The 26,055-nt window shown below is 54.0% G+C and carries 18 protein-coding genes and 1 tRNA gene; 12 read left to right on the top strand and 7 right to left on the bottom strand.

Features of this window, described 5'->3' with window-relative positions; translation table 11 throughout:
* Positions 1-23: 23 nt before the first annotated feature.
* A complete protein-coding gene (locus B4C79_RS03345) occupies positions 24-1,535 on the bottom strand; it encodes a CoA-acylating methylmalonate-semialdehyde dehydrogenase (protein ID WP_291741105.1) in 1,512 nt (503 codons plus the stop codon).
* A 218-nt stretch (positions 1,536-1,753) separates the two neighbouring features.
* On the opposite strand from B4C79_RS03345, the gene B4C79_RS03340 reads away from it, so the two are divergent.
* The 5 genes from B4C79_RS03340 to B4C79_RS03320 all read left to right on the top strand — a co-directional run bounded on the left by B4C79_RS03340 (position 1,754) and on the right by B4C79_RS03320 (position 11,066).
* Positions 1,754-4,474 carry a penicillin acylase family protein gene (locus tag B4C79_RS03340; protein WP_291741104.1) on the top strand — a complete coding sequence of 907 codons (2,721 nt, stop codon included), beginning with the start codon at positions 1,754-1,756 and terminating at the stop codon, positions 4,472-4,474.
* Between the two features lie 132 nt (positions 4,475-4,606).
* Positions 4,607-5,596: an ABC transporter substrate-binding protein gene (locus B4C79_RS03335; RefSeq protein WP_171101244.1), complete on the top strand. Its 990-nt coding sequence runs from the start codon at positions 4,607-4,609 to the stop codon at positions 5,594-5,596.
* A complete protein-coding gene (locus tag B4C79_RS03330; RefSeq protein ID WP_291741103.1) occupies positions 5,593-8,310 on the top strand; it encodes a response regulator in 2,718 nt (905 codons plus the stop codon). Before B4C79_RS03335 ends, B4C79_RS03330 begins: the two co-directional genes overlap by 4 nt.
* A gap of 120 nt (positions 8,311-8,430) precedes the next feature.
* Positions 8,431-9,423, top strand: a complete 993-nt coding sequence (locus B4C79_RS03325; RefSeq protein WP_171101239.1) for an ABC transporter substrate-binding protein — start codon at positions 8,431-8,433, stop codon at positions 9,421-9,423.
* Positions 9,424-9,449: 26 nt separating this feature from the next.
* Positions 9,450-11,066, top strand: coding sequence for an ATP-binding protein (locus B4C79_RS03320; protein WP_171101237.1), 1,617 nt, complete (start codon positions 9,450-9,452; stop codon positions 11,064-11,066).
* A gap of 7 nt (positions 11,067-11,073) precedes the next feature.
* Here the strand turns inward: B4C79_RS03320 and B4C79_RS03315 are convergent, their stop codons facing one another.
* Both B4C79_RS03315 and B4C79_RS03310 read right to left on the bottom strand, forming a co-directional pair.
* Positions 11,074-11,430 carry an Hpt domain-containing protein gene (locus tag B4C79_RS03315; RefSeq protein WP_171101235.1) on the bottom strand — a complete coding sequence of 119 codons (357 nt, stop codon included), beginning with the start codon at positions 11,428-11,430 and terminating at the stop codon, positions 11,074-11,076.
* A gap of 9 nt (positions 11,431-11,439) precedes the next feature.
* A complete protein-coding gene (locus tag B4C79_RS03310) occupies positions 11,440-11,913 on the bottom strand; it encodes an acyl-CoA thioesterase (protein WP_171101233.1) in 474 nt (157 codons plus the stop codon).
* Positions 11,914-12,002: 89 nt separating this feature from the next.
* Here B4C79_RS03310 and B4C79_RS03305 point away from each other — a divergent pair, with 89 nt between their 5' ends.
* The 5 genes from B4C79_RS03305 to B4C79_RS03285 all read left to right on the top strand — a co-directional run bounded on the left by B4C79_RS03305 (position 12,003) and on the right by B4C79_RS03285 (position 17,059).
* Positions 12,003-12,809, top strand: coding sequence for a YdcF family protein (locus tag B4C79_RS03305; protein ID WP_291751716.1), 807 nt, complete (start codon positions 12,003-12,005; stop codon positions 12,807-12,809).
* A complete protein-coding gene (locus tag B4C79_RS03300; protein ID WP_291751713.1) occupies positions 12,806-13,837 on the top strand; it encodes an amino acid ABC transporter substrate-binding protein in 1,032 nt (343 codons plus the stop codon). Before B4C79_RS03305 ends, B4C79_RS03300 begins: the two co-directional genes overlap by 4 nt.
* A gap of 12 nt (positions 13,838-13,849) precedes the next feature.
* Positions 13,850-14,677, top strand: coding sequence for an ABC transporter permease subunit (locus B4C79_RS03295; RefSeq protein WP_291751711.1), 828 nt, complete (start codon positions 13,850-13,852; stop codon positions 14,675-14,677).
* Entirely contained in the window at positions 14,674-15,660 is a 987-nt protein-coding gene (locus B4C79_RS03290; RefSeq protein WP_291741888.1) for an amino acid ABC transporter permease, read from the top strand. Before B4C79_RS03295 ends, B4C79_RS03290 begins: the two co-directional genes overlap by 4 nt.
* A 109-nt stretch (positions 15,661-15,769) precedes the next feature.
* The gene (locus tag B4C79_RS03285; RefSeq protein ID WP_291741886.1) at positions 15,770-17,059 is read left to right on the top strand and encodes an alpha/beta hydrolase; all 1,290 of its coding nucleotides are present in this window, start codon (positions 15,770-15,772) and stop codon (positions 17,057-17,059) included.
* On the opposite strand, the gene B4C79_RS03280 is transcribed toward B4C79_RS03285, so the two are convergent.
* The 3 genes from B4C79_RS03280 to B4C79_RS03270 all read right to left on the bottom strand — a co-directional run bounded on the left by B4C79_RS03280 (position 17,056) and on the right by B4C79_RS03270 (position 21,420).
* Positions 17,056-17,622, bottom strand: a complete 567-nt coding sequence (locus B4C79_RS03280; protein ID WP_291741883.1) for a hypothetical protein — start codon at positions 17,620-17,622, stop codon at positions 17,056-17,058. The two genes, B4C79_RS03285 and B4C79_RS03280, sit on opposite strands and share 4 nt — an antisense overlap.
* A 125-nt stretch (positions 17,623-17,747) precedes the next feature.
* Positions 17,748-20,594, bottom strand: coding sequence for a hybrid sensor histidine kinase/response regulator (locus tag B4C79_RS03275; protein WP_291741881.1), 2,847 nt, complete (start codon positions 20,592-20,594; stop codon positions 17,748-17,750).
* Between the two features lie 49 nt (positions 20,595-20,643).
* On the bottom strand, positions 20,644-21,420 hold the full coding sequence (locus B4C79_RS03270; protein ID WP_291751708.1) for a sulfite exporter TauE/SafE family protein: 777 nt from the start codon (positions 21,418-21,420) through the stop codon (positions 20,644-20,646).
* Positions 21,421-21,536: 116 nt separating this feature from the next.
* Between B4C79_RS03270 and B4C79_RS03265 the strand changes: the two genes are divergently transcribed.
* On the top strand, positions 21,537-22,442 hold the full coding sequence (locus B4C79_RS03265; protein ID WP_291741875.1) for a LysR family transcriptional regulator: 906 nt from the start codon (positions 21,537-21,539) through the stop codon (positions 22,440-22,442).
* Between the two features lie 11 nt (positions 22,443-22,453).
* Here B4C79_RS03265 and B4C79_RS03260 read toward each other — a convergent pair whose 3' ends face one another.
* A complete protein-coding gene (locus B4C79_RS03260) occupies positions 22,454-25,666 on the bottom strand; it encodes a DUF748 domain-containing protein (protein WP_291751706.1) in 3,213 nt (1,070 codons plus the stop codon).
* Between the two features lie 76 nt (positions 25,667-25,742).
* On the opposite strand from B4C79_RS03260, the gene B4C79_RS03255 reads away from it, so the two are divergent.
* Positions 25,743-25,818, top strand: a tRNA-Arg gene (locus B4C79_RS03255).
* Positions 25,819-26,055 lie beyond the last annotated feature (237 nt).

Here is a 26,055-nt window from a genome sequence, read left to right as displayed (position 1 = left end):
GGACTTAGTCTACGCGAATTGCTTTATTTCGAGGTGGGCATGACGAATTCAGCACCTTTCTCGATGCTGTCTGGCCAGCGCTGCATGATGGATTTCTGGCGGGTGTAGAAGCGAACTCCTTCTTCGCCGTACGCATGCATGTCGCCGAACAGGCTTGCCTTCCAGCCGCCGAAGCCGTGCCATGCCATTGGCACAGGAATGGGCACGTTGATGCCTACCATGCCCACTTGCACCTGACGGCCAAATTCGCGGGCCACATTGCCGTCGCGGGTGTAGCAGCTTACGCCGTTGCCGTATTGGTGGCTGTTGATCAAATCCAGGCCTTCTGCAAAGTTGGCCACGCGCACGCAGCTGAGCACGGGCCCGAAAATTTCTTCCAGATAAATGCGCATGTTGGGCTTGACGTGGTCGAACAAAGTGCCGCCGGTGTAAAAGCCAGTTTCGAAACCGACTGGTTTTTGGCCGCGACCATCCACCACCAGTGTGGCGCCTTCGTCCACGCCGATTTGGACGTAGTCCTCAATGCGCTTCAATGCCTCGGCGGTCACGATCGGCCCCATCTCAGCTGACAAATCCATGCCGTCTGTTACCTTCAATGTTTTCAGGCGGGCGGCCAGTTTGGGGATCAGCTTGTCGCCCACATCGCCCACCATCACAGCCACGGAAATGGCCATGCAACGTTCACCCGCGCTGCCGTAGGCGGCACCGATGAGTGCGTCAGTGACCTGGTCCAGATCTGCATCGGGCATGACCAACAGGTGGTTTTTCGCGCCGCCCAGGGCTTGCACGCGTTTGCCGTTGCGGGCACCGGTTTCGTAAATGAATTTGGCAATGGGGGTAGAGCCCACAAAGCTGAGTGCGGCCACATCGGGGTGATTCAGCAGGGTTTCCACAGCCAGTTTGTCGCCGTGTACCACGTTGAATACACCATCGGGCAGGCCGGCTTCTTTCAGCAGCCTGGCCATGAAGTTGCCAGCGCTGGGGTCGCGTTCGCTGGGTTTCAGAATGAAGGTGTTGCCGCAGGCAATCGCCACGGGGAACATCCAGCACGGAACCATGCAGGGGAAGTTGAACGGGGTAATGCCGGCCACCACGCCCACAGGCTGGCGCAGGGTCCAGTTGTCGATGTTGGTTGAAACCTGTTCGGTGTAGTCGCCCTTGAGCAATTGTGGAATGCCGCAGGCAAATTCAATGATGTCGATGCCACGGCTAACCTCGCCCTGCGCATCGGTGAATACTTTGCCGTGCTCGGCAGTGATGATGGCGGCCAGTTCGTCGCGGTGCTGGTTCATCAAGGCCAAAAATTTGTTCATGATGCGCACGCGCTGAAGCGGCGGCTTGTTGGCCCAGGCTGGCAATGCTGCTTTGGCAGCTTCCACGGCTTTGTTCACAGTGGCTACATCGGCCAGCTCAACCTGGCGGGCGACCCTGCCCAGCGACGGGTTGAATACATTGGCTGTTTTGCTGCCAGCCACGCTCACGGAATTGCCGTTGATGAAGTGGGCGACAGTTTGATCGTTTTTGTAGGGTTGCATGTATCTGGGCCTGCTTGTTTGCTTCGGAAAGACTCACATTGTCGCGCAAGCACGGGGTGGGTTGAATCGGTGCTAACACCAAGCTTCCGGAAATTTTCGATGAGCGCACCATGCACTGGCAATTTACTGAAGCCTGTCAGTAAAGCCCTGATTTTTAATCCAATTGTAATTGTCGGAGGTATTACTGACATAAGGCCTGTCACTAAGGTGGGCCCAGAATGAAAGCAGAGGAGACAGCAGTGATTACAGGCTTGACGAACAAGGCCGCGTTGCGGCGTGGTCTACAGGTGGGCGCAGCCAGTGCTGCCCTGTTGATGTTGGTGGGTTGCCTGGGCAGCAGCAACAACGACATTGCTGGCACCGATGGGCGAACCAATCCCAACGAGAATCCCAACCTGAAATACGATGTGAGCATTACCCGCACCACTTACGGTGTGCCGCACATTCGAGCCAAGGATTACGGCAGCTTGGGTTATGGGCAGGGTTACGCCTTTGCGCAAGACAACCTCTGCGTATTTCTTGAGGACCTGTTGACCATTCGAGGCGAGCGTTCACGCTTCTTTGGCCCCGACGGCACCTACACCATTGAGCCCAATGGCTCGACGGCCAACAACGTGGCCAGCGACTTCTTCTGGAAAAGCCTTTTTGCCTTTGAAGAAGAAGGCGCCGATGGAATTACCCGCAATGCCTGGCAGCGCACCCGCGACAAGACCATTCCCGATTTTCAGAACGTAGTGGCCGGTTATGCCGATGGGGTGAACCGCTACATTACAGAATTGAAAGCAGGCGAGCATGAGTATGAACAGCCCGACGGCAGCAAGGTGCCCGCGCATGCCGCTTGTGCTGATGCTGAATGGCTGGCCCCAATTACGACAGACGACATGTATCGCCGCTTTGTGCGCCTGGCTGTGTTGGCCAGCAGCTCGGTGTTTGTGACTGAAATTGGCAATGCACAGCCACCGGGTGTGTTGCCCGGTTTGCCTGCGGGCGGTGGAGCCCCTGCGTTGTCTGTAGCCAGTGCGGGTAAAAAAGCCAAAACCCCTGGCGTTGCCGAGCAAGTGGCTTTGCTGAAGGCGAACCCGAACCCTTTCACTGCCATGCAGAACAAGGATCACTTCGGTAGCAATATGTACGCGTTTGGCAAAGACGCAACCGCCAATGGCCAGTCGCTGGTGTACGGTAATCCTCACTTTCCTTGGAAGGGCACCGAGCGTTTGTACCTAAGCCACAATATTCTTGAACTGAATGGCGAAAAGGCCATGGACATCATGGGTGTGGGCCTTTATGGCGTGCCCGCGGTGTTGATTGGTTTTAACGAGCACGTGGCCTGGAGCCACACGGTTTCAACTGCTTTCCGCTTTACGCTTTACCAGTTGCAAATCAACCCGGCCAACCCCACTCAGTACATGTACGAGGGTGAGATGCGCGACATGATCGCCCTGCCCACTGAAATTGAGGTGAAGCAGGCCGATGGCAGCATTACGACCATGCAGCGCACCATGTACCGCAGCCACTACGGGCCCATGTTGGTATTGGAGGCCAGTGGAGTACCGGTGCTGGGCTGGAACCAGTTGATGGCTTTTACCCTGCGGGATGCAAACGTGGAGAATGATCGCCTGATCAACCAGTTTGCCAAGTGGAACATGGCGAAGTCGCTGGAAGAATTTATTGGTTTACATGGCAGTGAGCTGGGTGTGCCTTGGGTCAATACCGTGGCCAGTGGCCCGGGCAAGCCTGCTTACTATGGTGACGTGACTGTGGTGCCGCATGTGACCGATGAAAAAATTGCCGATTGTGCAGCAGAACCTTTCAACACGGTGGTGGGCCAACTTTCACCAGGCTTGCCCGTACTGAATGGATCTCGCGAGGCCTGCGAATGGGGCAGCGACCCCGATGCACCCGCGCCCGGCATTTTTGGCCCGGGTAACTTGCCCACGCTTCAGCGTGACGATTATGTAACCAACTGCAACGACAGCCACTGGCTGAGCAACCCACGTCAGCCGCTGACTGGTTTTAACCGGATTATTGGTGATGAAAATGCGGAGCGTACCTTGCGTACCCGCTTGTGCACCCTGCAAGCGGAACGCCGTTTGGGCGGGGCTGATGGACTGCCCGGCAACCGTTTTACGCAAGACAACCTGAAAGACATTGCGCTGAACAGCGAAATTTATTCCGCTACTTTGGCCAAGCAATCGGTGGTGGATGCGCTGTGCCAAGTACCCGTGTTGTTGAGTACCAGCTTGATGCCAGTGCAAACCGCGGACGCTTGTGCCGCTTTGGGTGCTTGGGATGGCAAAGCCAACCTGGATAGCAAAGGTGCACACTTGTGGCGTGAGTTTTGGAGCCGGGCGATTGCCAACCCTGGTGGTTTGCCTGTGGGCGTGCCTCAACTGCATTTGCCGTTTGATGTGCCAGTGCCATTGTCATTGCCAACCAATTTGTGGGCCAATGGCTTCAATGCGGTTGACCCGGTGAACACACCCAACACATTGAACATTGCCAATCCGTTTACCTCAGCTGCTTTGGCCGATGCAATTTTGGCGGTACAAGCCGCTGGTTTTGCGCTGGACGAGCCTTTGGGCAATATTCAAAAATCTGGAGTACAGGCCAGTGCCACGCCAATTTTCGGGGGTACAAGCCCTGAAGGTGCGTTTACGATTGTGAGTACAGAACCAAGCCGTCTGAATTCTGAAGGCTACAAAGTTACGTACGGCAACAGCTACATTCAGGCTGTGACCTGGGATGCGAATGGCAAACCACAGGCCGACGCCATGTTGACCTATTCACTCTCGACTGACCCAGCCAATCCGCACTTTGACGATTACACCAAGGCGTATTCCCAGAAAAACTGGGCTCGTTTGCCTTACACCGATGCTCAAATTCAGGCAGCAAAAGTGGGTCAAACCAAGGTGTTACGCCAGCAAAGGGCGTCAAACTGAGCGTGTTACAAATGTTAAATTGACAATAAGTGTAAAGTAACAATAAAAGGGGGCGAAAGCCCCCTTTTTCTTCGATTGCTTCCTTGCAAAACGCGCACTGTGGGTGAGTTATCACTTTGATTTCAAGCCCCCATGTTCAGTCGCCTGCGTCTTGCGCGTTTCTCCACCGTCATGTTTTGTGCATTCATGGGCTTGTCTTCCTTGGGATGGGCCAGTGAGCCACGCATTGCAGTGTCCAAATCGCCGTTATCTTTGCCATTTTTTGTGGCCAAAGACAAAAACCTGTTTGCAAAGCACAAGGTTGAGCCGGTGTTGATTGAATGCCTGGGTGGCAACCGGTGTGTGAAGGAACTGACGGAGGGGCGGGTCGACATGGCCACTTCTTCAGAACTGCCATTCATGTTTGCGGTTTTTCAAGGCAAACCAATTGGCCTGGTGACCACTTTCAACACCAACAAAGACGACATGAAATTCGTGGTTCGGAAGGCGGCGGTGAAAGGTGGCACCAAGGGTTTGACTGGCAAGCGAATTGGTTATGTGGAAAAGGCCTCTTCCCATTACTACATGGATTTGTTTTTGTTGTACAACGGCATTGACCCTAAAACCACAGTACCGGTGCCCATGGGGCCAGAGGCCTTGGCGGCTGCCTTGGCCAAAGGCGAGGTGGATGCAATTTCGGTGTGGGAACCCTGGGGGCATATTGCACTGGAGCTAGGCGGCGCAGATGTTGCGGTAATTGATACGCCCAAACTGTACAGCCAAACCTTCAACCTGCTGGTTAGCAACGAATACCGCTTGGCACAAACCCGCAAATCGATTGCCGTGTTAGGCGCGCTGGATGAGGCAATTCAATTTATCAAGAAGAATCCCGACGAGGCCAAACGAATACTGGCACGTGATGTGGGTATTGATCTTGACACAGTAAAAGCAGCCTGGTCCACCTATCAGTTCGAGCTGACCTTGCAGCAGTCCTTGTTGACTACCGTGCAGGGTCAGGCCCGATGGGCTCGGCGTGAAGGGCATGTTGGCTCAGCCTTGGCCGAACCCGAGTTCTTGAATTTCATTGATTCCAGTCTATTGCGAAAAATAAAACCCAACGCCGTTGATTTTGTGTACCCATGAAACCTTTGTTGCGACTTAAACAAGGCGTATTCATCGCCTTGGTTTTGCTAATTGGCCTTGTCCTGGTGGCAACGGCCACAGTCGTTTCCATTAACCAGCAACGCAATGACGTGCTGGAACAAAGCGTTGCTGCGCGCAAAATTTCCCGCTTGTCCACGCGTATGCTGGTGTTGACGCACACTGCATCGACCTACATGACCGAGACCAATATTCGCCAGTGGTGGGTGGTGCATCAATCGATTTCCGATGAGCTTGATCACCTTCATTTTTCGGATGAGAGCGGAGAAATTTCCACCAGGCTGGAGGAGCGACTTAGCGACTTTGCAGCCCTGTTCAGTGGTTTTTCGCACATGCTGACTTCTCAGGAAATTGATTTGGACGAAAGGCGCAGCAGTGTGTTGACCGACCGTTTGATTTCCGAGGCTGAGCAACTTGCGGAACTGAGTTACAAAGTCTCAGATGCTGCGTTTTCACTGCAGGAGGCCCTGACACAGAAGCGCAGAAATATCCTGTTCATTTTCGCTGTGTTGTTTACTGCGAATTCTTTCTTGTTGTTGCTTTTGATTCGTTATCGGGTGGTTAGGCCGCTTGCGCAAATTGAAAATGTGGCCAATGCAATGCGCGCGGGAAATTTGAATGCACGTTGCAATTTGCCGGAAGGCGATGAACTTGGTGATGTGGCCGCAGCGCTCGATTCACTGGCCCTTGAACTCAACAACAGACTGGCCGATTTAACATCGACCACGCACTTGCTGGAGGTGGCTGGCCGAATGTGTGGTGTCGGGGCATGGACTCTGGATGTCAACACCCATGCGTTAAGTTGGTCAAAACAAATTTACGACATTGTTGAAGCAGACTTCACGCATCAGCCTACGCTGGAAGAAGCGATTGCACTTTATCCCGAGGAATCCGCTGCGAAGCTTTCCAAAGCGTTGGATGACGCTGCCCGCACCGGCAGTGATGTGAACATGGAATTGCAGTTGCGCACCTACAAGGGCAACTTGATTTGGGTGCATGTGTTTGGTGAAGTGATTTGGCAAGGTGAAGGCACCAAGCGCAAACCCTGGATGATTCGGGGGGCCTTCCAGAACATCACCGAGCGTCGCTGTGTTGAGGAAGAAATTCGACGAGCCAAAGAAGTGGCCGAGTCGGCCAGCAAGGCCAAGGGAGAATTTCTGTCCAATATCAGCCATGAAATTCGCACGCCGCTGAATGCGGTGGTTGGGCTGGCTTACATTTTGAAGCAAAGCAAGCTGGACTCATCTCAACTGGAGTTTGTTGAAAAACTTGAAAATGCAGGCCGAGGCCTGATTGATTTGGTCAGTGGCGTGCTGGATGTTTCCAAGATTGAAGCTGGTGCCATGGAGTTGGAAACCCGGCCATTCTCAGCCCGCCACTTGATGGATTCGCTGGCTGATTTAATGACGGGTTCCCTGGCGGACAAGCCCATCGAGTTTGTAGTTGCTGTAGCCCCCAATGTGCCCGACCAGTTGGTGGGTGATGAAACCAAACTAAGGCAGGTACTGGTGAATTTGGCGGGCAATGCCATCAAGTTCACCGAGAATGGCTATGTCAAGGTGGGCATAACTTTGGATCAGCTGGACACCCAACATTGCGTGTTGCGTTTCATTGTTCAAGACACAGGTTTGGGCATGGATGCTGGTGCCATGAAGCGTTTATTCCAGTCATTCTCCCAAGCAGATTCATCAATTTCTCGCCGTTTCGGCGGCACGGGCATTGGCTTGGCCTTGAGCCAAAAACTGGTGGAGTTGATGGGCGGCACTATATCGGCCGTGAGCGCACCGGGGCAGGGTAGCCTGTTTGCATTCTCGCTGATGTTGAACCTGGATTCGCAGGCCAGCGCAGCGCCTGTTGCCACCGGGTTTGCTTACGATGTGGTGGTCATTGACAGTTTCCAAACCCAACTTGAAAGTGTGGCCCAAATGGTGGAGTGGACCGGCGTGGTTCCCCAACGTTTTGTGAACCCGGAGCAGGCTTTGAGCTTGCCCCCTGGGCAGCGGCCACGATTGTTCGTGGTTAACAACCAGTTGAACCACACCAGCGGGCTGGAATTGGCTGACAAACTGAAAGCCGCGCATGGCCCGGCATCTGCCAAGGTTGCCCTGATGGTGCGGCCCAAAGATGTGAAGCAAGTACAAAACCCGCTTTCCACAGGCCAACTTGATGCGGTGTTGATGAAACCCGTTTCTTTCTCGGCTTTGAAAAATGTATTGCAAGAGGCCACGGGCAATTCGCAGGGCAAGACCAGCGCTGTGAACCGTTTGTTGAATCAAAACGAGTTGGTGTTTCTTGCTGGCTTAACCGTGTTGGCAGTGGACGATCACAAACTGAATTTAATGATTCTGAAAAAAATTCTGGAAACCCATGGGGCCAAAGTTATTTTGGCTGAATCGGGGCAAATTGCCATTCAGGTACTTAGTCAGCCTAATCACAGCGATGTGGATGTGTGTTTGATGGATGTGCAAATGCCAGACATGGATGGCATGGAAACCTGCCACTACCTGCGAGACCAGATGGGCTTGCGGCAGCTGCCCATACTGGCTTTAACTGCGGGCGTAATGGAGGCCGACCACCAGTTGGCCCTGGCTGCGGGCATGGATGAAGTGCTGGTGAAGCCCTTGCAAATTGACAAAGTGCTGGACGCTGTAAAGCGTTGGGGAGCGCAGATCAAGTTGAGAGCTCAAATACACTGAATGTTAAATTGTGAACTAGTGTAAAGTAACAAACTAAGGGGTTGAAATCACCCTTATTCACCCATGCGAGTTGTTCTCATCGATGCAACATGGAGTTGTTAAATCGTGAGGGCAGGCGCTATGAAACAATTTCAGTTGAGCACATGGATCTACTCCCTGCTGCTGGCTTTGCTTTTGGCTGCTCAAAGTGCAGACGCTGCCGATGTGGTGCGAATTGCAGTGCCGCCCACTGTCATGTCTTTGCCGGTGTACGTGGCCACGGAGAGAAAGTTCTTCGAGAAACACCAAGTGAATCCCGTGCTGATTGAGTGCAGCAGTGGACAGGACTGCATCAAAGCTCTGGGGCAGGGAAAGGCTGACCTTGCCAGTTCTTCGGAATTGCCGGTGATGTTTGCTGCATACGACAACAATCCGATTTCGGTGCTGGCTACCCTGGTGACCAACAAGGACGATCTGAAGTTTCTGGTGTCACGCAACTTGCTCCAGAACGGTCGCTTGAGTCTGGCTGGCAAGCGAATTGGCTATGTACCCAAATCTTCATCGCACTATTACATGGATACCTTTTTGTTGTTCAAGGGGGTTGATCCTCAGCAGGTAATTAAGGTGCCCATGGCCGCATCTGAACTTCCCCAAGCCTTGCAGCAAGGCCGGGTGGATGCAATTTCGATTTGGGAACCCATGGCTGAACAAGCCCTACAACTGGGTGGCCGTGACATTGTGCAAGTGGATGCGCCACGCCTTTATACCCAAACCTTCAATGTCAGTGTGCGAAACCAATTCAAAAACAAACACGCGGCGCAAGTGCGCGGTGTGATGAAAGCCTTGAGCGAGGCAGTCGATTACATTCGCGATTATCCCTCCAGGGCGCAGGCATTGCTGCTGAGAAAAAAAATGGTCAGCCAGGAACACATCGAGAAAAACTGGAATGACTACACCTTTCGAATGACTTTGCAACAGTCGCTGGTGAGCACCTTGCAAGGCCAAGCCAGGTGGGCCATGCGCGAGGGTCACGTTCAGAATAATTTGCCCAAAGAACCCGAATATTTGAACTATATTGATGCGAGCTTCCTGAGAGAACACAAATCGGATCAAGTTGATTTTGTGTATCGCTAAACGATTTTTATCCAAGTGATTGGCCAATGAACAATGTGATCGAGTACCTGCCGCACGGCTTTTGTATTGCGTGGAATCCACAACTGCTGGCCATGCACGTCATTTCAGACCTCTTGATTGCCATCGCCTACTTCTCGATTCCAATCGGCATTGTGTACGTGGCCAAGAAGCGACCCGACGCTGAATTGCAGCCCATTTACTATCTGTTCGCTGCATTTATTCTGGCCTGTGGTGTGACGCATGTCATGGGCATTCTCACCTTGTGGGTGCCGCTGTATTACACACAGGGCATTACCAAAATTGTGACAGCTCTGGTCTCTGTGGCCACTGCAATTTATTTACTGCCCAAGTTAAAACACATCATGGCCTTACCTGACCTGGGCAAACTGACGCAAATTAATACCGCATTGGCACAGGAAATTGTGTCGAGACGTCAAAGCGAAGCGTCGCTAAGGCAGTCCCAAGAACTCGCCTTGCAGGCTCAAAAAACGCAGGCTGCTTTTTTGGCAAACATGAGCCACGAAATTCGCACCCCCATGAACGGCGTGCTGGGAACGCTTGATCTGTTGCTCGACACGGAATTGAAACCTGAACAACTTCAACTTGCTGCCGCATCCAAACGCAGCGCAGCCTCCTTGCTTAGCTTGTTGAATGACATTCTCGATATTTCAAAAGTGGAAAGTGGGCAATTAACCCTGCGGCACAGCCCGCTCGAGCTTGCCGATGTGCTCGCCGATGTAGAGGCTGCACTGGCTTTTGATGCCAACAGCAAAGGCATTGAACTGAAATGCCCCGCAGAGACATTACCCAAAACCACCTACCTCGGCGATTCGGTGCGCATGCGTCAAATTTTGTTGAATCTGGTGGGCAATGCGATCAAGTTTACCGATGTGGGCCATGTGAAGGTTGTGTGCCGGGAAGTGTCCCGAACCGCGCAACAAGCCGTGCTTGAGTTTTCTGTGAAAGACACTGGCATTGGAATAGCACCCGAGCATCAAACAAACTTGTTCAAGCGATTCACGCAGGTCGACAACTCCAGCACGCGCCGCGCCCAGGGTAGCGGGCTTGGCTTGGCAATCGTCAAGGAAATGGTTGAACTGATGGGCGGCAAAGTGCGCTTGCACAGTGAGCCCGGCCGTGGCACTGAAATTGTGTTTTCCCTGAAACTGGGTTTGCAAACCGTGGCTGCTCAAACCATGACCGATCAAGCCACCCAACCCACGCTCGCGACACAAACTGAAATACCACCCCCCGTGCAGCAATTTCATGGAAAAATTCTGGTGGTGGAAGATGCACCCATGAACCAGATGGTGGTGTGCAAAGTGCTTGAGCGCCTCGGCCTTTTCAGCAAGGTGACCAACAATGGCCAGGAAGCGGTGGACCTGCTTGCACAAGAGCCATTTGATTTGGTGTTGATGGACGGCCAAATGCCGGTGATGGACGGTTACGAGGCCACTGCATTGATTCGGAGTGGTAGCGTGCCAGGTGTGAACCCGAACATACCGGTGGTAGCACTGACCGCACATGCCATGGTGGGTGAGGACAAAAAGTGCCTGAACGCTGGCATGAATGACTACCTCACCAAACCACTGGACCGCGACAAACTGATTGAAGTGTTAGGCAAGTACCTGAAAAAAGCCTGATCGAATTTCAGGCAGCTTGCATGTTCTTTCTTATGGCCAAAATGCGGCATGCAATTTCATGCAGGGAATTCAGTGCTTGAACGCAGCTAGTCGAATCGTTTTGTTTTGCTGCCTGCTCAAGCAACTGAACTTCAGGCAAAAATTTCAGTAAGCCCAGGTTTTGGGCAACACCCTTGAAGTAGTGCGCCTTGCTGGCCAAGCCTGCGTAATCACCCACGTGAACCCGGCCCAACAAGTTGGTTTGTTCAGTGGCGAATTCGTCGAGAAACAAATCAAGAATTTCAAGCAACAAAGCCGAGTCGCCACACAGGCGATCCAGCGTGGTTTCCAAATCAATCTCAGTCGACAAATTGCTCAAGTCCATTGGCAAAGTCTACTTCAAATTGTTCATTCGCTCTTCATGTTCTTTGCGCAATTCCTTGCGCAATTCAGCGTTGGCATGTCGCTTCTTTTCCTCGTCGGTGCGGGGCTCCAGAGGCGGCACTTTGCCGGGTGTGCCATCGGCATTCATGGCCACCATGGTAAAAAAGCAACTGTTGGTGTGCGTGGCAATGCCTTTGTGAATGTCTTCTGACACTACTTTGATGCCCACCTCCATGGAGGTGTTGCCGGTGTAATTGACACTGGCCAAAAAGGTGACCAGTTCACCCACACGAATGGGCTGGCGAAACAACACCCTGTCCACTGAAAGCGTAACCACATACATGCCCGCATACCGGCTTGCACAGGCATAGGCCACCTGATCAAGTAATTTCAAAATATGCCCGCCGTGCACCTTGCCGCTGAAGTTGGCCATGTCGGGGGTCATCAGCACGGTCATGCTGAGTTGGTGGTTGGGAAAGGGCATGTTGGCGGGCAAGCATGAGTGGTTGAAGAAAACAGTTTAACGCGCTTGTGCGCACGGTGGCCCGTCTACAATGGGTCATGAAATAATTTGTGGAGAACGCTGTGGCTGCCGAGCTGACCAAGTACGCCATTTGGCTGTTGAGCCCCCTGGGTTTGTGGATCGCCCTGACTGCGATGGCGGGCTTGGGCCTGTTTGGTCGCAGGCAATGGCGCGCGCGCATCATGGTGTTGGCACAGCTTCAGTTGCTGGCGTTCAGCTTGCCTTGGGTAGGAGATACTTTGCTGGGCCAGCTTGAAGACGAGGCACTGGTAATGGAAGCCAACCGGCCCTTGCCCCCGAACGTGGATGCGATTGTGGTGCTGGGCGGTGGCCTGGAGGGGCGGTACGACGGCGTGCGTGCATTGCCCGATTTGAACGATGCTGGCGACCGCGTATGGCAAGGCGCAAGGCTTTACAAGCAAGGCGTGGCCCCACGCATGGTGCTCAGTGGTGGGCTGTTTCAGGCCGACCCGCGCAAGGAGGCGGAGGCCCCAGGCATGAAAATGTTCATGCTCGACATGGGGGTACCCGAAAATGCTTTGGTGATTGAAGGCAATTCCCGTACTACCTTTGAGAATGCCTTGCGCACGCGAGAATTACTGGGCGAGGATTCCAGCAATATTGCGTTGGTGACTTCTGCATTTCACATGGGGCGTTCGGTGTTGTGGTTTGAAAAAGCGGGTTTTACTGTGTACCCCGTGCGCACCGACATTCGTGTGCTCAATGAAAGCCGTGCCTTTTGGGAGTGGTTGCCCAAGCCGCAAGCACTGGATGAAAGCACTATTGCAATTAAAGAATACCTGGGTCGCCTGCAATTGAAAGTGAGCGGTGCCTATGAAACAGGGGGAAGCCAGTGAAGGTACTCAAACTGTTGGCAACTGGTTTGTTGGGTTCTTTGTTTTGCCTGTTGTTAACCAGTACTGCACACGCAGGCCCAGTGCTGGATGCCATTTACAAACGCGATGCAGTGCGTTGCGGTGTGAGCAGTGGCGTGGCCGGTTTTTCTGCACTGGGTGCCGATGGCCAATGGCGTGGGCTGGATGTGGCTGTGTGCCGCGCCGTGGCCGCTGCTGTGTTGGGTAGTGCGCAGAAAGTACAGTTCACGCCCTTGAGTTCGCAGCAACGTTTTGCTGCTTTGCAGGCCAATCAAATTGACATTCTTTCCCGCAACACCACCTGGACCTTGGGCCGCGATGCTGGCCTGAATGCGCATTTTGCCGCCATTACTTATTACGATGGTCAAGGCATTTTGATGCACAAACGCTTTGGCGTAAAAAGCGCCAAAGAATTGAAGGGTGCCGAAATTTGTGTGCAATCGGGCACCACCAATGAGAAAAACCTGAGCACTTATTTGGGCACGCAAGGCATTACCGCCAAAGCCATTGTGTATGACAATTTTGAGGCTGCTTACAAAGCCTTTTTCAGTGGCCGTTGCCAGGCTTTTTCAACCGACGTGTCGGCACTGATTGGTTTGAAAAGCAGCCAAAGCGGCCAGCCTGATGACTACATGGTGCTGCCCGAAGTTTTTTCCAAAGAACCCTTGGGTCCCGCAGTGTTGCGCGGCGATGACGAGTTTTTTGCCATCGTGAAATGGACTGTGTTTGCCATGATTGAAGCGGAGGAACTGGGCGTTGGAAAAGCGAATCTTGATCAAGCTTTGCGTAACAACAACCCGGCAGTTCAGCGCCTGTTGGGCGGTGCAGAAAACCTGGGTAAACCACTGGGCTTGCCGCGTGACTGGGTGGTACAAATTCTTCGGCAAGTGGGCAATTACGGTGAAGTGTTCGATGCCAATTTGGGCAAGCAATCGCCCTTGAAACTTGAACGAGGTTTGAATTCGCTGTGGACCCAAGGCGGGCTGATGTACGCCCCACCTTTGCGCTGAAGGTGCTTGCCCGTGAACTTTGAATTTCTCAGTGACCCTGCCGGTTTCGGCCTCAGTGAAGGCTGGCTACAGGTGGCATTCAATTCACCCTACTGGCAAATACTGCTGGCGGGATTGTTCAATACCTTGAAAGTTGCCCTGCCCGCCTTGTTGCTTAGCACCGTGCTGGGCCTTTTCATTGGTCTGGGCCAACTGGCACAGCACCCTTTGTTGAAAGGGCTGTGCAGGGGCTACATTCACCTGTTTCGCAATGTGCCTTTGTTGCTGCAACTGTTGGCGATTTACTTTGCCATTACCCAGTTTCTACCCATCGCCAGCCAGGCATGGTCGCTGGGCGACCATGTGTTTTTGAGCAAAAGTGGCTTGGCGTTTCCCACGTTTTCAGAAGCGCCGGTGCGCGGGCGGTTTTCGATTGAAGGTGGCTGGGCACTAAGCCCGGAATATCTCGCTGTGTTGCTGGCGCTGGTGGTTTACACGGCCGCTTTTGTGGCCGAAATTGTGCGCGCAGGCGTGCAGGCCGTGAGGCCCGGCATGCGTCAGGGCGCGCTGGCCTTGGGCCTGAACAATGCGCAAACCACCCGCCATGTGGTGTTGCCATTGGCCTTGCGTGTGGTGGTGCCTTCGCTTTCCAACCAGTACTTGAATTTGCTGAAAAATGCTTCACTGGGTGTGGCAGTGGGTTACCCGGAATTGGTGTCGGTGGCCAACACGGCGATTAACCAAAGCGGGAAAGCGGTGGAATGCGTGCTGATCATCTTGGTCACTTACGCACTGCTCAGCGCCGTGGCTGCGGGCTTGATGAATGTGCTCAACACCCGTGTCAACAGGGGAGCCTTGTGAACCCCAGCCTTTTGATCAATCGTTTTTTGTGGCTGGCCTTGCCGCTGCTGTTGGCCCCGTTGGCGTGGGCCTTGCTGGATTGGGCAGTGCTGAGTGCGGTTTTTCGCCCCGATTTGCAAGCTTGTCAGCAGGCCACCGGGCAGGGCGCCTGCTGGGGAGTGGTGGCTGAGAAATGGCGGATTATTTTGTTTGGCCGTTACCCAGTGGCTGAACAGTGGCGCGCAGCCACCGTGTTGGTGCTGTGGTCGGCATTGCTGTTTGCCACGGCTGCAAATGTATTCAAAAGCAAAACCACATTTGCGCTTTGGGCGCTGTTGTTGCCTGCCAGTGCGGTGTTGTTGCATGGTGGTTTTGCCGATTTGGCGGTGGTGCCCACCAGCCTGTGGGGCGGCCTGCCGCTTACGCTTATTTTAAGCACCGTGGGCTTTGCCATGGCCCTGCCACTGGCGGTGTTGCTGGCCTTGGGGCGGCAATCAGCATTTGCCCCATTGCGCCGGTTCTGCATTGCTTACATAGAGTTGTTGCGGGCCTTACCCTTGGTCACAGTGCTGTTTCTCGCTGCCTTTGTGTTGCCCCTGTGGTTGCCAGGTGAGGGGCTGGACCTCTTCACCCGTGTGTTACTCACCATCGCATTGTTCAGCGCCGCCTATTTGGCGGAAGTGCTACGTGGCGGCTTGCAGGCCGTGCCAGCCGGTCAGGCGCAGGCGGCCAAGGCCCTGGGTTTGAATGTGGTTCAACGCAATGTGCATGTGGTGTTGCCGCAGGCGATTCGGGCCTGCTTGCCCAGCCTTACCAACAGTTTTGTTACCCTGTTCAAGGAATGTTCACTGGTCACGATTGTGGCCTTGTTTGAATTGACCGGTGCCCTCAGCCTGGCCCTGGCTGGGGATGTGCAGTGGCGCAGCTTTTACCTGGAGGGGTATTTGTTCATTGGCCTGGTGTACTGGGCCTATTGCTTTGGTTTGTCGAAAACGGTCAAATAGAAATTGACAGTTGCTTCTTAGAGTGGAATTTCTAGCGCAGCAAAATAATTAAGTGTACATTTGTACACTAATAAAAACACACCGTCGAATTCCGATTCGGAGACACCGCATGAGCAAAAAAGAAGAACCCAGCACCGGCGAGAAGCTGGAAGGCACACTGATGTTTGTGGGTGACACCATTGCGCAGGCCGCCACGCGAGTGCATGAATTTCACCGCGCCATCAGCGACATGCCATTCAAGGCGGTGGGTGCCGCCACGCTCAATGCCAGCAAACCTGTTGAATCGGTTCACAACGAAATTACTGATTTGGTTTACGGCGCTGTTCGCGAAGCAGGCAAAGGTGTGTTTTCGGGTGCAGCCTGGGTGGTTCGGCAAGCCAACCAAAGCCTGGCCTCGCCTCAGGTGATTGACCAGGCCATGGGTGGCGAACTCATGGATGATGTGAACCACCTGCCCGTACCCAGCATGCCGAATGCTAAAACCGACAAACGGGTGTCGGCGATTTCCAGCGCGATCAACGGTGTGTTTGGCGACCATTTGGCCGCCACGCGCAACCCCATGCAAGTGCACATGAATCTGTATGCCAACGGCCAGCTTTTGCAGGCCGATCAGGCTGCGTTGATGGCGCAGTTTCCCAACGCTCAAAACCACCTTGTTATTTTTGTGCATGGCCTGTGCTGCAATGAAGACAGCTGGCAGATGTACTACAACCCCAGTGAGCCAGCCACCCGCCCTTATGGTGACAAGCTGCAAGACGATTTTCCTGTTACCGCGCTTTACCTGCGTTACAACACCGGCCGCAACATTGATTCCAATGCAAGACAATTCAAGCGCATGTTGAACAAGCTCGTGCGCAATTGGCCTGTGGCTGTTGAGGGAATTACCTTGGTGGGGCATAGCATGGGTGGTTTGGTCAGTCGCGCGGTGGTTGAAGCACTGACCGACGACGATATTATTTTGAAACGCGCCATTCGCGATGTAGTGTGTTTGGGCTCACCCCATGCCGGTGCACCGCTTGCGCGACTTGCGGCGGCGGGTGAGCAATTGTTCAGCAAGTTTGAATTGGCCAGGCCGATTGGCCGGGTGCTGGGTGTGCGTTCACGCGGCATTCGCGATTTGGACCACGGCTTGGGCGCGCTGCAAACTCGCGATGGACAGGAAGTGATGTTTCACCTGATCGGATCAACGATAGGTGACCATACTTCGTCTTGGTTGAACACCACGGTGGGCGACGGTTTGGTCACACCCGATTCTGCTCTGGCCGACGACACTGGCAAAGCACAACGCGTGACCTTCGCGCAAAAGCATCACATGATTTTGCTGAATGATCCTGATGTGTTTCTTGAACTGAAAATGGTGTTGCGCCAACACCTGCGTCCACGAGTGGGTCGCGATTAAAAGTTGTACGTGGAAGTTTTGCTTTCCTGCAAAAACACACGTTGCGTCGTTAGCAGGTAGTTCACCAACAGGTCGGCGTAGGTGCGCTTGAATTTTGATTCACGCATGCCTGTTTCAACCAGGTTCAGGCCGTAGTACTTCAAGGCCAGGTGTGCTTGCTGGCATTCTTTGGTCCAGCAATCCAGTGGTTCCAGAATTTGATTCACCGCATCCTGAAAACCTGTGGTGAAATTCAGGAAGTCTGCTTCGTTCATGTCCTCAATCAACTCCAGCGCATTGTGCTCGGCATGCATGTGCTGTGCATGTGCACCATTGCGTGGTCGGGTTTGAAATACATTCAGAAACTGAAACAGCAGTGTCTCGGGCAAATGAGAGCTGGGTACACCGTAGAGTAACTGCACACGGCTTAAGTCGATTTGCAGTTGCATGGCAAACAGGCCACTGACGTTGCGAGAACTCAACGCCCAACAGGCACCCAGCGTTTCAAAAAACACCTCGCGCTCGAAGGAATATTTTTTGTAAGGGCTGCTGTGCAGCACTTGGTAGGGTGCTCGAATGGTCATGCTGAATCCAATGCTTTGCCGTTCATCGTTTAAGTATTGTCGACTGCATTGCTTTGGCGTGGCATCGCATAGGTGAGGGTTCACCGTTTACGGGGAGGTTCACCATTTCAGGGGGTAGGTTTCCCCTAGGTGGGGGTGGCTTTCTCAGTCAGTTCAGAATACTTCTTCACCAAGGCAGGCCACACGGTGCGAATTTGATCCAACACCTCTTTGGCGCCCATGGTTTGGTTGTTCAAGCCTTGCTCAAAATCCCGAAATACATGGTGCAAAGCCTGTTCGCCCAGCAAGGCCAACAGGCTGACCATGGAATGTATTTCACGCACAAAGGCCACTTCATCCAGCTGCTCAAGGTGGCCGCGCAACTTGGCCGGCAGGTCGGCACAGTGTTCCATGAACAAATTGGGCAGCGCTGGTGGTGTGGGCAAAGGTGAAGGTGTTTCGGCGTGCAACAGGTCGGCCAGGGTGGCGTACAGCACGCGGGCTTCCACGGGCTTGGCGATAAAGTCATCCATGCCCAAATCCAGACAACGGTTGCGTATTTCCGAGAAGGCATGCCCGGTCAGACCCACCAGGGGGGTGTCCATCCAGCGGGTTTGGTCGCGCAGCCAGGTTGTGAATTCATAGCCGTCCATCACCGGCATTTCAAGGTCGGTAACGATGACATCAAAGTGGGGGGCATCGTCGGGGTCCAGCAATTCCACGGCCTCCTGGCCATGTTCACACAGGGTTACCTGCATACCTGCCGCTTTCAGGTAGGAACACACCAGTTCCTGATTCACCGGGTGGTCTTCCAGCACTAGGGCACTTTTTCCGTGCAAGGCCTCAGGATACTCCCGGGTTGCATCGGGCCGTGGCAAGGTGGGTAAATCAAGGCGCGGCGCAGCGCAAATGTCTTGCATCAACACCGGGTGCGCCAGGTGTATCAGTTGTTTGGTGAGTTCAGAGGGCAATAGTTGCAGCAGAGCACTGTCGGCTGAAAGCAGGTCACGGTCAATGGCCACCACGCGCAAGGCCGGGTTGCTCAAGTGTTCAAGCAGTTCAGCGGGCAGTGGCTCGCTGGGGTCGAGCAAATCCGATTGCAGCAAGGCCCAGTCGCAGGTGTTCTCGTTCAGGTACCGAATGCACTGCCCCAGGGTACTTACCAGTGTGGCTTGCATGCCGGTGGCATTCAACACCGACATTACGCAGTCGGCCACAGGCCCCGGCTGGTGCAACAACACACCATTCTGGTAACCCAAGGGTAGGGGTTCAATCAAAATATCGCTGTCATAGACCACGGGTACAGAGAACCAGAAACAACTGCCCACACCCGGGATGCTTTCGACTGAAATTTGGCCGCCCATTCGAATCACCAGCTCGCGGGCAATGCTCAAACCCAGGCCCGTGCCGCCATACACACGGCTTACGCTTGAATCACCCTGTGCAAATTTCTCAAAAATTCGCTCGACCTGCGATTTGCTCAAACCTGAGCCGGTGTCGTGCACTTCAATTCGCAAATCAAGCCCGGTGTCTGAACGGGTTTGCAGTTTCGAGAACACACGCACCGATCCGCTTTCCGTAAACTTCACTGCATTGCTCAGCAGGTTGCTCAGCACCTGCCGCAGTCGTGAAGGGTCGCCCACCAAGCGCTGGCCCAACTGGTTTGAATAGCCCGGCGCAACCTCGTTCAACAGCATCAGTTTGCGGCTGGCTGCCTGGCTTTGCACCGCAAGAAATGAATTGGCCAGTACTTCATCCAGAGTGAACGGAATGTGCTCGAATTCCACCATGCCAGCCTCGGCCTTGGAGTAATCCAGAATGTCGTTGAGCAAACCCAGCAGCGATTTCGCGGCATCCTGTACTTTTAGCAGGTAGTTGCGTTCCTGCTCGGGCAAATCCGACTTCAAGGTGAGCGCGGTCATGCCCAATATGGCATTCATGGGTGTTCGGATTTCATGGCTCATATTGGCCAGCAACATGCCGCGTGCTTCTACCTGCGCCTCGGCTCGCTCTCGGCCCATTTTGGCTTCCAGGGCAATCAATTCGGCTGACCTTGCGGCTTCGCCCTGCTCCAGTTCGCGCTTGAATGAACCAATCATCAGGGCAAAGCCCTTCACAAGGTTGCTCATTTCGGTCACAAAGCGGGGGTTGGGCAGACTGATGTTGTAATTGCCCTGTGCAATTTGTTTGCTCACCTTGTTCAGTTCTCGCAGTGGCGCCACAACGAAGCGTTGCAACACCGCCAGGCCCACAAGGGCCATCAAGGTGACCAGCAAGCCCAGGTAAAGGTCGAAATTCGCAGTGGCTTTGATGTTGTCGGCCTGCGCAGCAAGCACGGTTTGAAAGCCCAGTTCAACTGCGCGAATTCGGCCTTGAATTTCAGCGCGAATGGCATTGCTCAAGCCCAGGTATTCTTCGGAGAACAGCATTTGAATGGCCAGGTCGTCACGCACAGGCGCTTCCGACACATACTTGCTCGCATCCGGGTCGTACAAGCCTTGGGTCAAGGCAAACACAATTTGCTCGCGTTCGCGCAAGCGTTTGCTTAAGCTCAAAATGTTCTCGACCGATTCTTTTATATCGCCACTCAGGTTGGGCGCAACATTTTGCGGTGCGAACAGGCGACTTTCCAGGGTTTCACCTTTGGCGGGCACCAGGGGTACGGCTTCGGTGTTGCCCGCAATCAGCTTGCTCCAGTACACATTGTCGACAGGCTGGGCATATTTGCGCGCGCCTGCGTGGGCGTCCAGCAACTCGTAATAATTCACCAGGTGCTGGCTGTTTTTGCTGACCACAAAAGCGGCCACCAGGGTTTGCAGTGCATCGAATTCGGATTGCAGCAAGCGCAATTCATTGATGGCATTCAAGCGGGCGGTGAGCAGCGCTGTTTGCGAAGTTTGCAACTGGTCTGCCCGCTCGCCCATCCACACATTGGAGGCCAGGCCGAGCAAAGTGGCAAACAACACGAAACGAAACAGGGCCGCCAGCTTCATCAGGCAAACAAGGCAAGTGTGGACAAGCCCCTATTCTTACCGGAAAAGCTTAGTGCGTGTGTAGTGATTGCAAAATGAGCCAGAAAGCGGCAATGATCATGACTGCCGCAAAACTTCGGCGCAGGGCCTTTTCAGGCAGGTAGTGGGCGATGGCCACACCCGCCGACACGGTAAATAGCCCGCCAAAAGCCAGGGGCAAGCCCAATTCCCAGTTCACGCGGTGGGCATTGGCGTAGGTGCTCAGTGCCATTACCGAGCTGGGGGCCACCAAAGCCAGCGACAAAGCCTGCGCCGTGGTTTGGGTGTGTTTGAACACGGTGGTTAACATGGGTGTGGCCACCAGGCCGCCCCCCATGCCCAGCAGGCCCATGCTGGTGCCACCGAGTACGCCGACGATGGGCATGGTGGCTGTGCGAGGTTGATCGCTGTTGTTTGAATTGGCGCTGGGGTTTTTTCGCAGCAGCAGCATGCGCAGGCCCACCGCCAGAATGAACAGGTTGAATATCCAGTGCAGTATGTCTTGATCAAGGCGTACGGCCAGCTTGGCTGTTAACCAGGTGGTTACAGTCGCAGTAATGCCAATTGCAGCCACGGCCAGCCAGGGCAGCTTGTGATGCTGGTTGTAACGCCACCAGCCAATCAGCAAATTGGGCACCATCAGCACCAGTGCGGTGCCTTGGGCCAGGGCCTGGTCCATGCCAAACCCGATAATAAAAAGCGGGACGGCGATAATGCCGCCCCCGATACCAAACAGCCCACCGAAGAAACCCAAAGCCGCGCCCAACGACAAAACAAGGAGCAAATCAGGAAGAGCGAGCCAAGACATGGGTGGTGTGCTGTAGATGTGGAAGCGCTCAGTGTATTCGTTATAAAAATATCTACAATGATTCAATATTTAAAATATTATTAACAAATACGCACGAATCCTTGTTGGAGCAAGTTTTGAAGCAGTTGTCTGATCTCGCTTTTTTCAGTGAACTGGTGCGCCATGAAAGCCTGGCCAGCGCTGCCATGGCCTTTGATGTTACTCCGCCTGCCGTTAGCCGCCGACTGGCTGCACTGGAAAAAAGGCTGGGTGTTCGCCTGCTTCACCGCAGTACGCGGCGCATTGGTTTGAGTGCCGAGGGTGAACGTTACCTGGCCGAGGGGGCCAACATTCTTCGTCAAATTGATGTGCTGGAGGCCACCTTGCGTGCCGGGCAAGACACCCCGCGCGGCCTGCTTCGGGTCAACGCCAGTTTGGGTTTTGGTCGCAAACACGTGGCCAATGTGGTGTCGGCTTACCATGCCGAATTCCCGGCGGTGGAGGTGATTCTGGAACTGACGGATCACCCCATTGATTTAATCGAGGGCGGCTTTGATTTGTCGGTGCGCTTTGGCGAGCCGCCTGACCAAAGGCTGATTGCCCAGAAGCTGGCCAGCAACCGGCGAATATTGTGTGCAGCGCCTTCCTATTTGGCTGGGGCGGGTGAATTGAACACCCCTGGCGATTTAACCCGGCACGACTGCCTGGTGATTCGGCAAGAGAACCACACGTTTAACAATTGGCAATTGCGCAACGGCAAGCAGGAGACCACCGTCAAGGTGCATGGGCCAGTGAGTTCAAACGATGGGGATGTTTCCGTGCAATGGGCCTTGCAGGGCAAGGGTGTGTTGTTGCGCTCGGAATGGGACATTCAGCAGGAACTGAAAACCGGTGCGCTGGTGCGAGTGTTGCCCGAATGGGCGGGTGCACCGGCCGATATATTCGCCGTGTGCCCTTATGCCAATCCCATGCCCGCCAAAACCCGCGAATTTATTCGGGTAACCCGCGAGGTATTGGCCAGCCAGGCGGGGTTTATTGTCTAGTTTCTAGTAGCTCACTTGTTCACAGCCACACCCAGTTCCATCGGCACGGTTTTGTCATCATTGGTTTTGGTTTCCTTGGGCGTATCGGTTTTCACGCGCTCGGCGGGCACACCTGCTGAAGTCAGCCCACTGCTCACCAGTTGCTGGCGTTCTGTGGCCAAGGTTTGCAATTGTGCAGTGCTTACTTCTTCAGAATCTTGCAGCTTTTGCGCAAGAACGGCGTAGAAGTTTTTGCCTTTCAGTGCATTCACTTCAGCGTCGCTCAGCTCGCGTGTGTCTTTGAACAAATTGGTGATTTGTCCCAAGGCTTTGCCTGCCACACCCTGTTCCAGTTGGCCCGGGTTGGCTTTTCTGAAACCGGTTTTCAGCGAGGCCAGTTCGCCACCGCTGAAGCGTTTTTCAAACAATGCTTCAATTGCTTTTTGAGTGGTTTCATTGTTCAAGGCCAGTGGGCCGGGGTTTTCACCCGGCTGCAGTTTTTCGCCTGCCTGTGTGGCTACAGCGCGGCGCATTTGCAGGTTTTGAATTGCGGTTTTGTCGGCTGGTGCCCAAGTGCCTTGCACGGTCAGCGCGAGGTTGGGGCGGGTGGTCAGTGCTTCGCCCAATTTTTTCAAGCCTTCCCGCTGAGAAGGGCTGAGCGTATTGGCCCCGGCGGTGAATTCAATCTTGCCCAGTTCATCTGAATCGCCACCACCGAACAGGGCACCCAGGGCCAGGAAGGGTGCCGTCACGATTTTGGTCAGCACATTGCCAATGGCTTTCCAGACAATGGCACCGTAGCTGAACTGGGGATCGTTCAAGTCGCCTGTGATGGGCAGGCCCAAATCGATTCGGCCATTGCTGTCTTCCAGAATGGCAATTGCCAACTCAAGGGGCAGGTCGCGGCCTTGCGGGCTTTGCACACGTTCGCCCAGTTTCAGTTTGTCGACAATCACTTGGTTGCTGCTGTTGAGTTGCTGGTTTTCAATGTTGTACACCAGGTTCAACGACAACTTGCCCGACTCGATTTTTCGGTTCGCAAAGGTGCCGGAATAGGGTGTCAGGTTGCGCATTTCGACATTGCTGAATTTCACGGCAATGTCCATGTAGGCGGTGGGGTCCAGCAGGTTGATGGTGCCTTGTGCATCGGCCTCACCAAACTCATCGACTGCGCCCTTCAAAGCCAGTTCACCACGGGTACCGGGCTTGTTCGACAAGCCATTCACCACGCCCTCCAGGCTGTGAATACGCGTACCAAACGGAATGAACAGCGACTCGTCAGCAAAGTCCATTTCACTGTTGGCAATATTGAAGCGGTCAATATTGACTGCGAATGCAGAGGGAGTGTTGTCGGCCGGCTTTGCAGGTTCAGCTTGTTGCTGCGTGGCCGTTGTTGGTTCTTCCTTGTTCACCAGAATTCGGCTGATGTTGGTTGATTTGTCTTTCGCAATCAACAGCGCTGTATCCAGGCCTTCAAGCGTCAGGCGTTGAATATTCAAGCCTTGGGCATTCACACGCAGGCCGGGGGTAAACAGCTTTTTGAATTCGAAAAACGAGTTGTTGGTGCCCGCTTCATTCAGGCGCAAGCCTGCCACAGTGAGGCTACCTGAATAGCCCCGTTCCCTGGCGTTGTAGGTGGCTTTGCCCTTGGTGTAAATGGCACCGCTGACCAGGTTCAGTTTGGCAAATTGGCCGATGAAAGGCTGTGCGGGTTTCAAGGCCAGCGCATTCACCTCCACGTTCATTTGAGTGGCTGCGGTGCTGGGGTTGATGTCGCCATTCACGGCAATGTTTCCACCACTGGCCACATTCAGGCTGGCTTTCAGTGGCAGGGTTTTGGAAAGGTCTTGAGTAACGCCGTTCGTGGACACTGCAATATTGTTCAAGCCAATATTCAGCGCAGGGTTCACTGTTTGGTCTTCAATGCTGGCGTTAATACCCGAAACATCGATGGTATTGACAGCGTAGGTCCAAGGTTTTGCAGGGGCTTCGTCGCTTGTTTCAGGCGCGCTTTTATCCACCGGTTTTTTTGCGGGAATCCAGTCGTTGATCGCCGCCATCAAATCGAGTTCGCCTTGGGCGTTGCGCTTCACATTCACAGCGCCACCTTTCACCGTGGCGGCGTTAACCTCTGCATGTTGCTCGGCAAGGTCTACGAGGATTGGGCCAACTTCAATCGTGTCCAGACCAATCGCCTTGGCTTTGCTGCCATGGTTCAACTGCAGGCCAGCCAGCACAATTCCGGCAAGTTCAGCTTTGTTGGCTTGCAAATCAAAACTGGCGTTGTTGATGTTCAGTTTCCTGAATTGGGCAGCAGCACTGGCACCATGTGGCTTGGCGGCCATGTTGAAATCACGCACCTCAGCATTGATGTTGTTGATCAGTACTTTGGGTTGCGCAGCTTGATTGGCTTGGGGGGCACCATCGGCAGGGGCGGTTTCATTGGTCTGCGACGTGGCTGCTGCTTCCTTCAGGTTCACATCAAAGTTCAATGCCAGGTCGGCGCTACCAGCGGGCGGTGCTGTGGGCAAAAGCGGTGCCAATAGGGGTTCAAGCTTGGCAAGGTTCAAACCAGTCAGCGAGAACTCACCCGTGGCCGAAGGGTCGGCCAACTGAATTTGCGCGCGCAGTTTCAGTTCGGCGTCCAGCCCGGTCACGGCATTCAGCACAAAGTCGCCATCGGTTTCAGAACGGGTGGCCAGATCGCGCAGCTCTAGGTTTAGCGGTGCAAAGCGGGTTTTCAGGCCATCGGGTTTGCGGCGGTCTTCAAAATCAACAGCTGCATCGCTGATCAACAAATGGCTTAACAAAAACGCCGGCGGCTCGGTGTTTTCCTCTTCAGGCTCTTCGGTTTTGAAAGCATCCAGAAGCGCGGTGAAGTTGTTCTTACCCTCGGGCAGCAACGCCACATTCAGGTTCAGATTTTTCAGGTCAATTTGATCCAGCGCCACAAGGCCGGTGAACAGGTCCGTACCGGAAACGTCTACAAACAGGTGATCAAACGCCACCAGCTGCTCGCCCTCGGGTGTGGTCAGGCTCAGTTTGGGGATCCGAAAGGTCAACTTGAAGGGGTTGACCTCGGGCAAGTCCATTTTCAGCACATGGCCCGAGCGTTCAAGCACCTGCTTTTCGGCCTGCCAATGCACCAGGCGCGGTAGCCCGGCCCAAGCGAACAGGTAAACAAAAACGAGGATGAAAAGCGGTATTAACACCACTTTGGAGCGAAGAATATTGGCGATTTTCATTTTTATTGGTTATACGGTGGACATATGCCGTCAGTATCCTAGATCCCAGCGCTGGTGTACACTAACGCCTTCTTGCGCGGCTGTAGCTCAGTGGATAGAGTATTGGCCTCCGAAGCCAAGGGTCGTGGGTTCGATCCCCGCCAGCCGCGCCATTCTCGGCTCCTCGTAATATTCGCCAGTTCGGTGACGTTCGCAAAAACCTGCCTGCAAGATTCAATACTGCGAGCCGGCTACTTTATGATGCCCCCAAATTCAGTGTTGAGAAAAACCACGTAGGGCTAAACTGAACCCAGCAAAAATGGGCGGTATCGTAAATACTTTCTGGACACTGTCGAAATTGCGGTTCTCTGCTCGACTAATAGAAGACACCGTACAAAGATGTCGCTATT

Origin of the sequence: Limnobacter sp. UBA7229 (assembly GCF_002473065.1) — a bacterium.
Lineage (GTDB): Bacteria > Pseudomonadota > Gammaproteobacteria > Burkholderiales > Burkholderiaceae_B > Limnobacter > Limnobacter profundi.
The sequence above is the reverse complement of the archived record's forward strand: the minus strand, read 5'-3'. Positions and strand labels throughout refer to the sequence as shown.

Bases quoted from the DNA above. Each gene is read 5' to 3' on its own strand.
- B4C79_RS03345 (WP_291741105.1), bottom strand. From the start codon at position 1,535: ATGCAACCCTACAAAAACGATCAAACTGTCGCCCACTTCATCAACGGC.
- B4C79_RS03340 (WP_291741104.1), top strand. From the start codon at position 1,754: ATGAAAGCAGAGGAGACAGCAGTGATTACAGGCTTGACGAACAAGGCC.
- B4C79_RS03335 (WP_171101244.1), top strand. From the start codon at position 4,607: ATGTTCAGTCGCCTGCGTCTTGCGCGTTTCTCCACCGTCATGTTTTGT.
- B4C79_RS03330 (WP_291741103.1), top strand. From the start codon at position 5,593: ATGAAACCTTTGTTGCGACTTAAACAAGGCGTATTCATCGCCTTGGTT.
- B4C79_RS03325 (WP_171101239.1), top strand. From the start codon at position 8,431: ATGAAACAATTTCAGTTGAGCACATGGATCTACTCCCTGCTGCTGGCT.
- B4C79_RS03320 (WP_171101237.1), top strand. From the start codon at position 9,450: ATGAACAATGTGATCGAGTACCTGCCGCACGGCTTTTGTATTGCGTGG.
- B4C79_RS03315 (WP_171101235.1), bottom strand. From the start codon at position 11,430: ATGGACTTGAGCAATTTGTCGACTGAGATTGATTTGGAAACCACGCTG.
- B4C79_RS03310 (WP_171101233.1), bottom strand. From the start codon at position 11,913: ATGCCCTTTCCCAACCACCAACTCAGCATGACCGTGCTGATGACCCCC.
- B4C79_RS03285 (WP_291741886.1), top strand. From the start codon at position 15,770: ATGAGCAAAAAAGAAGAACCCAGCACCGGCGAGAAGCTGGAAGGCACA.
- B4C79_RS03280 (WP_291741883.1), bottom strand. From the start codon at position 17,622: ATGACCATTCGAGCACCCTACCAAGTGCTGCACAGCAGCCCTTACAAA.
- B4C79_RS03275 (WP_291741881.1), bottom strand. From the start codon at position 20,594: ATGAAGCTGGCGGCCCTGTTTCGTTTCGTGTTGTTTGCCACTTTGCTC.
- B4C79_RS03270 (WP_291751708.1), bottom strand. From the start codon at position 21,420: ATGTCTTGGCTCGCTCTTCCTGATTTGCTCCTTGTTTTGTCGTTGGGC.
- B4C79_RS03260 (WP_291751706.1), bottom strand. From the start codon at position 25,666: ATGAAAATCGCCAATATTCTTCGCTCCAAAGTGGTGTTAATACCGCTT.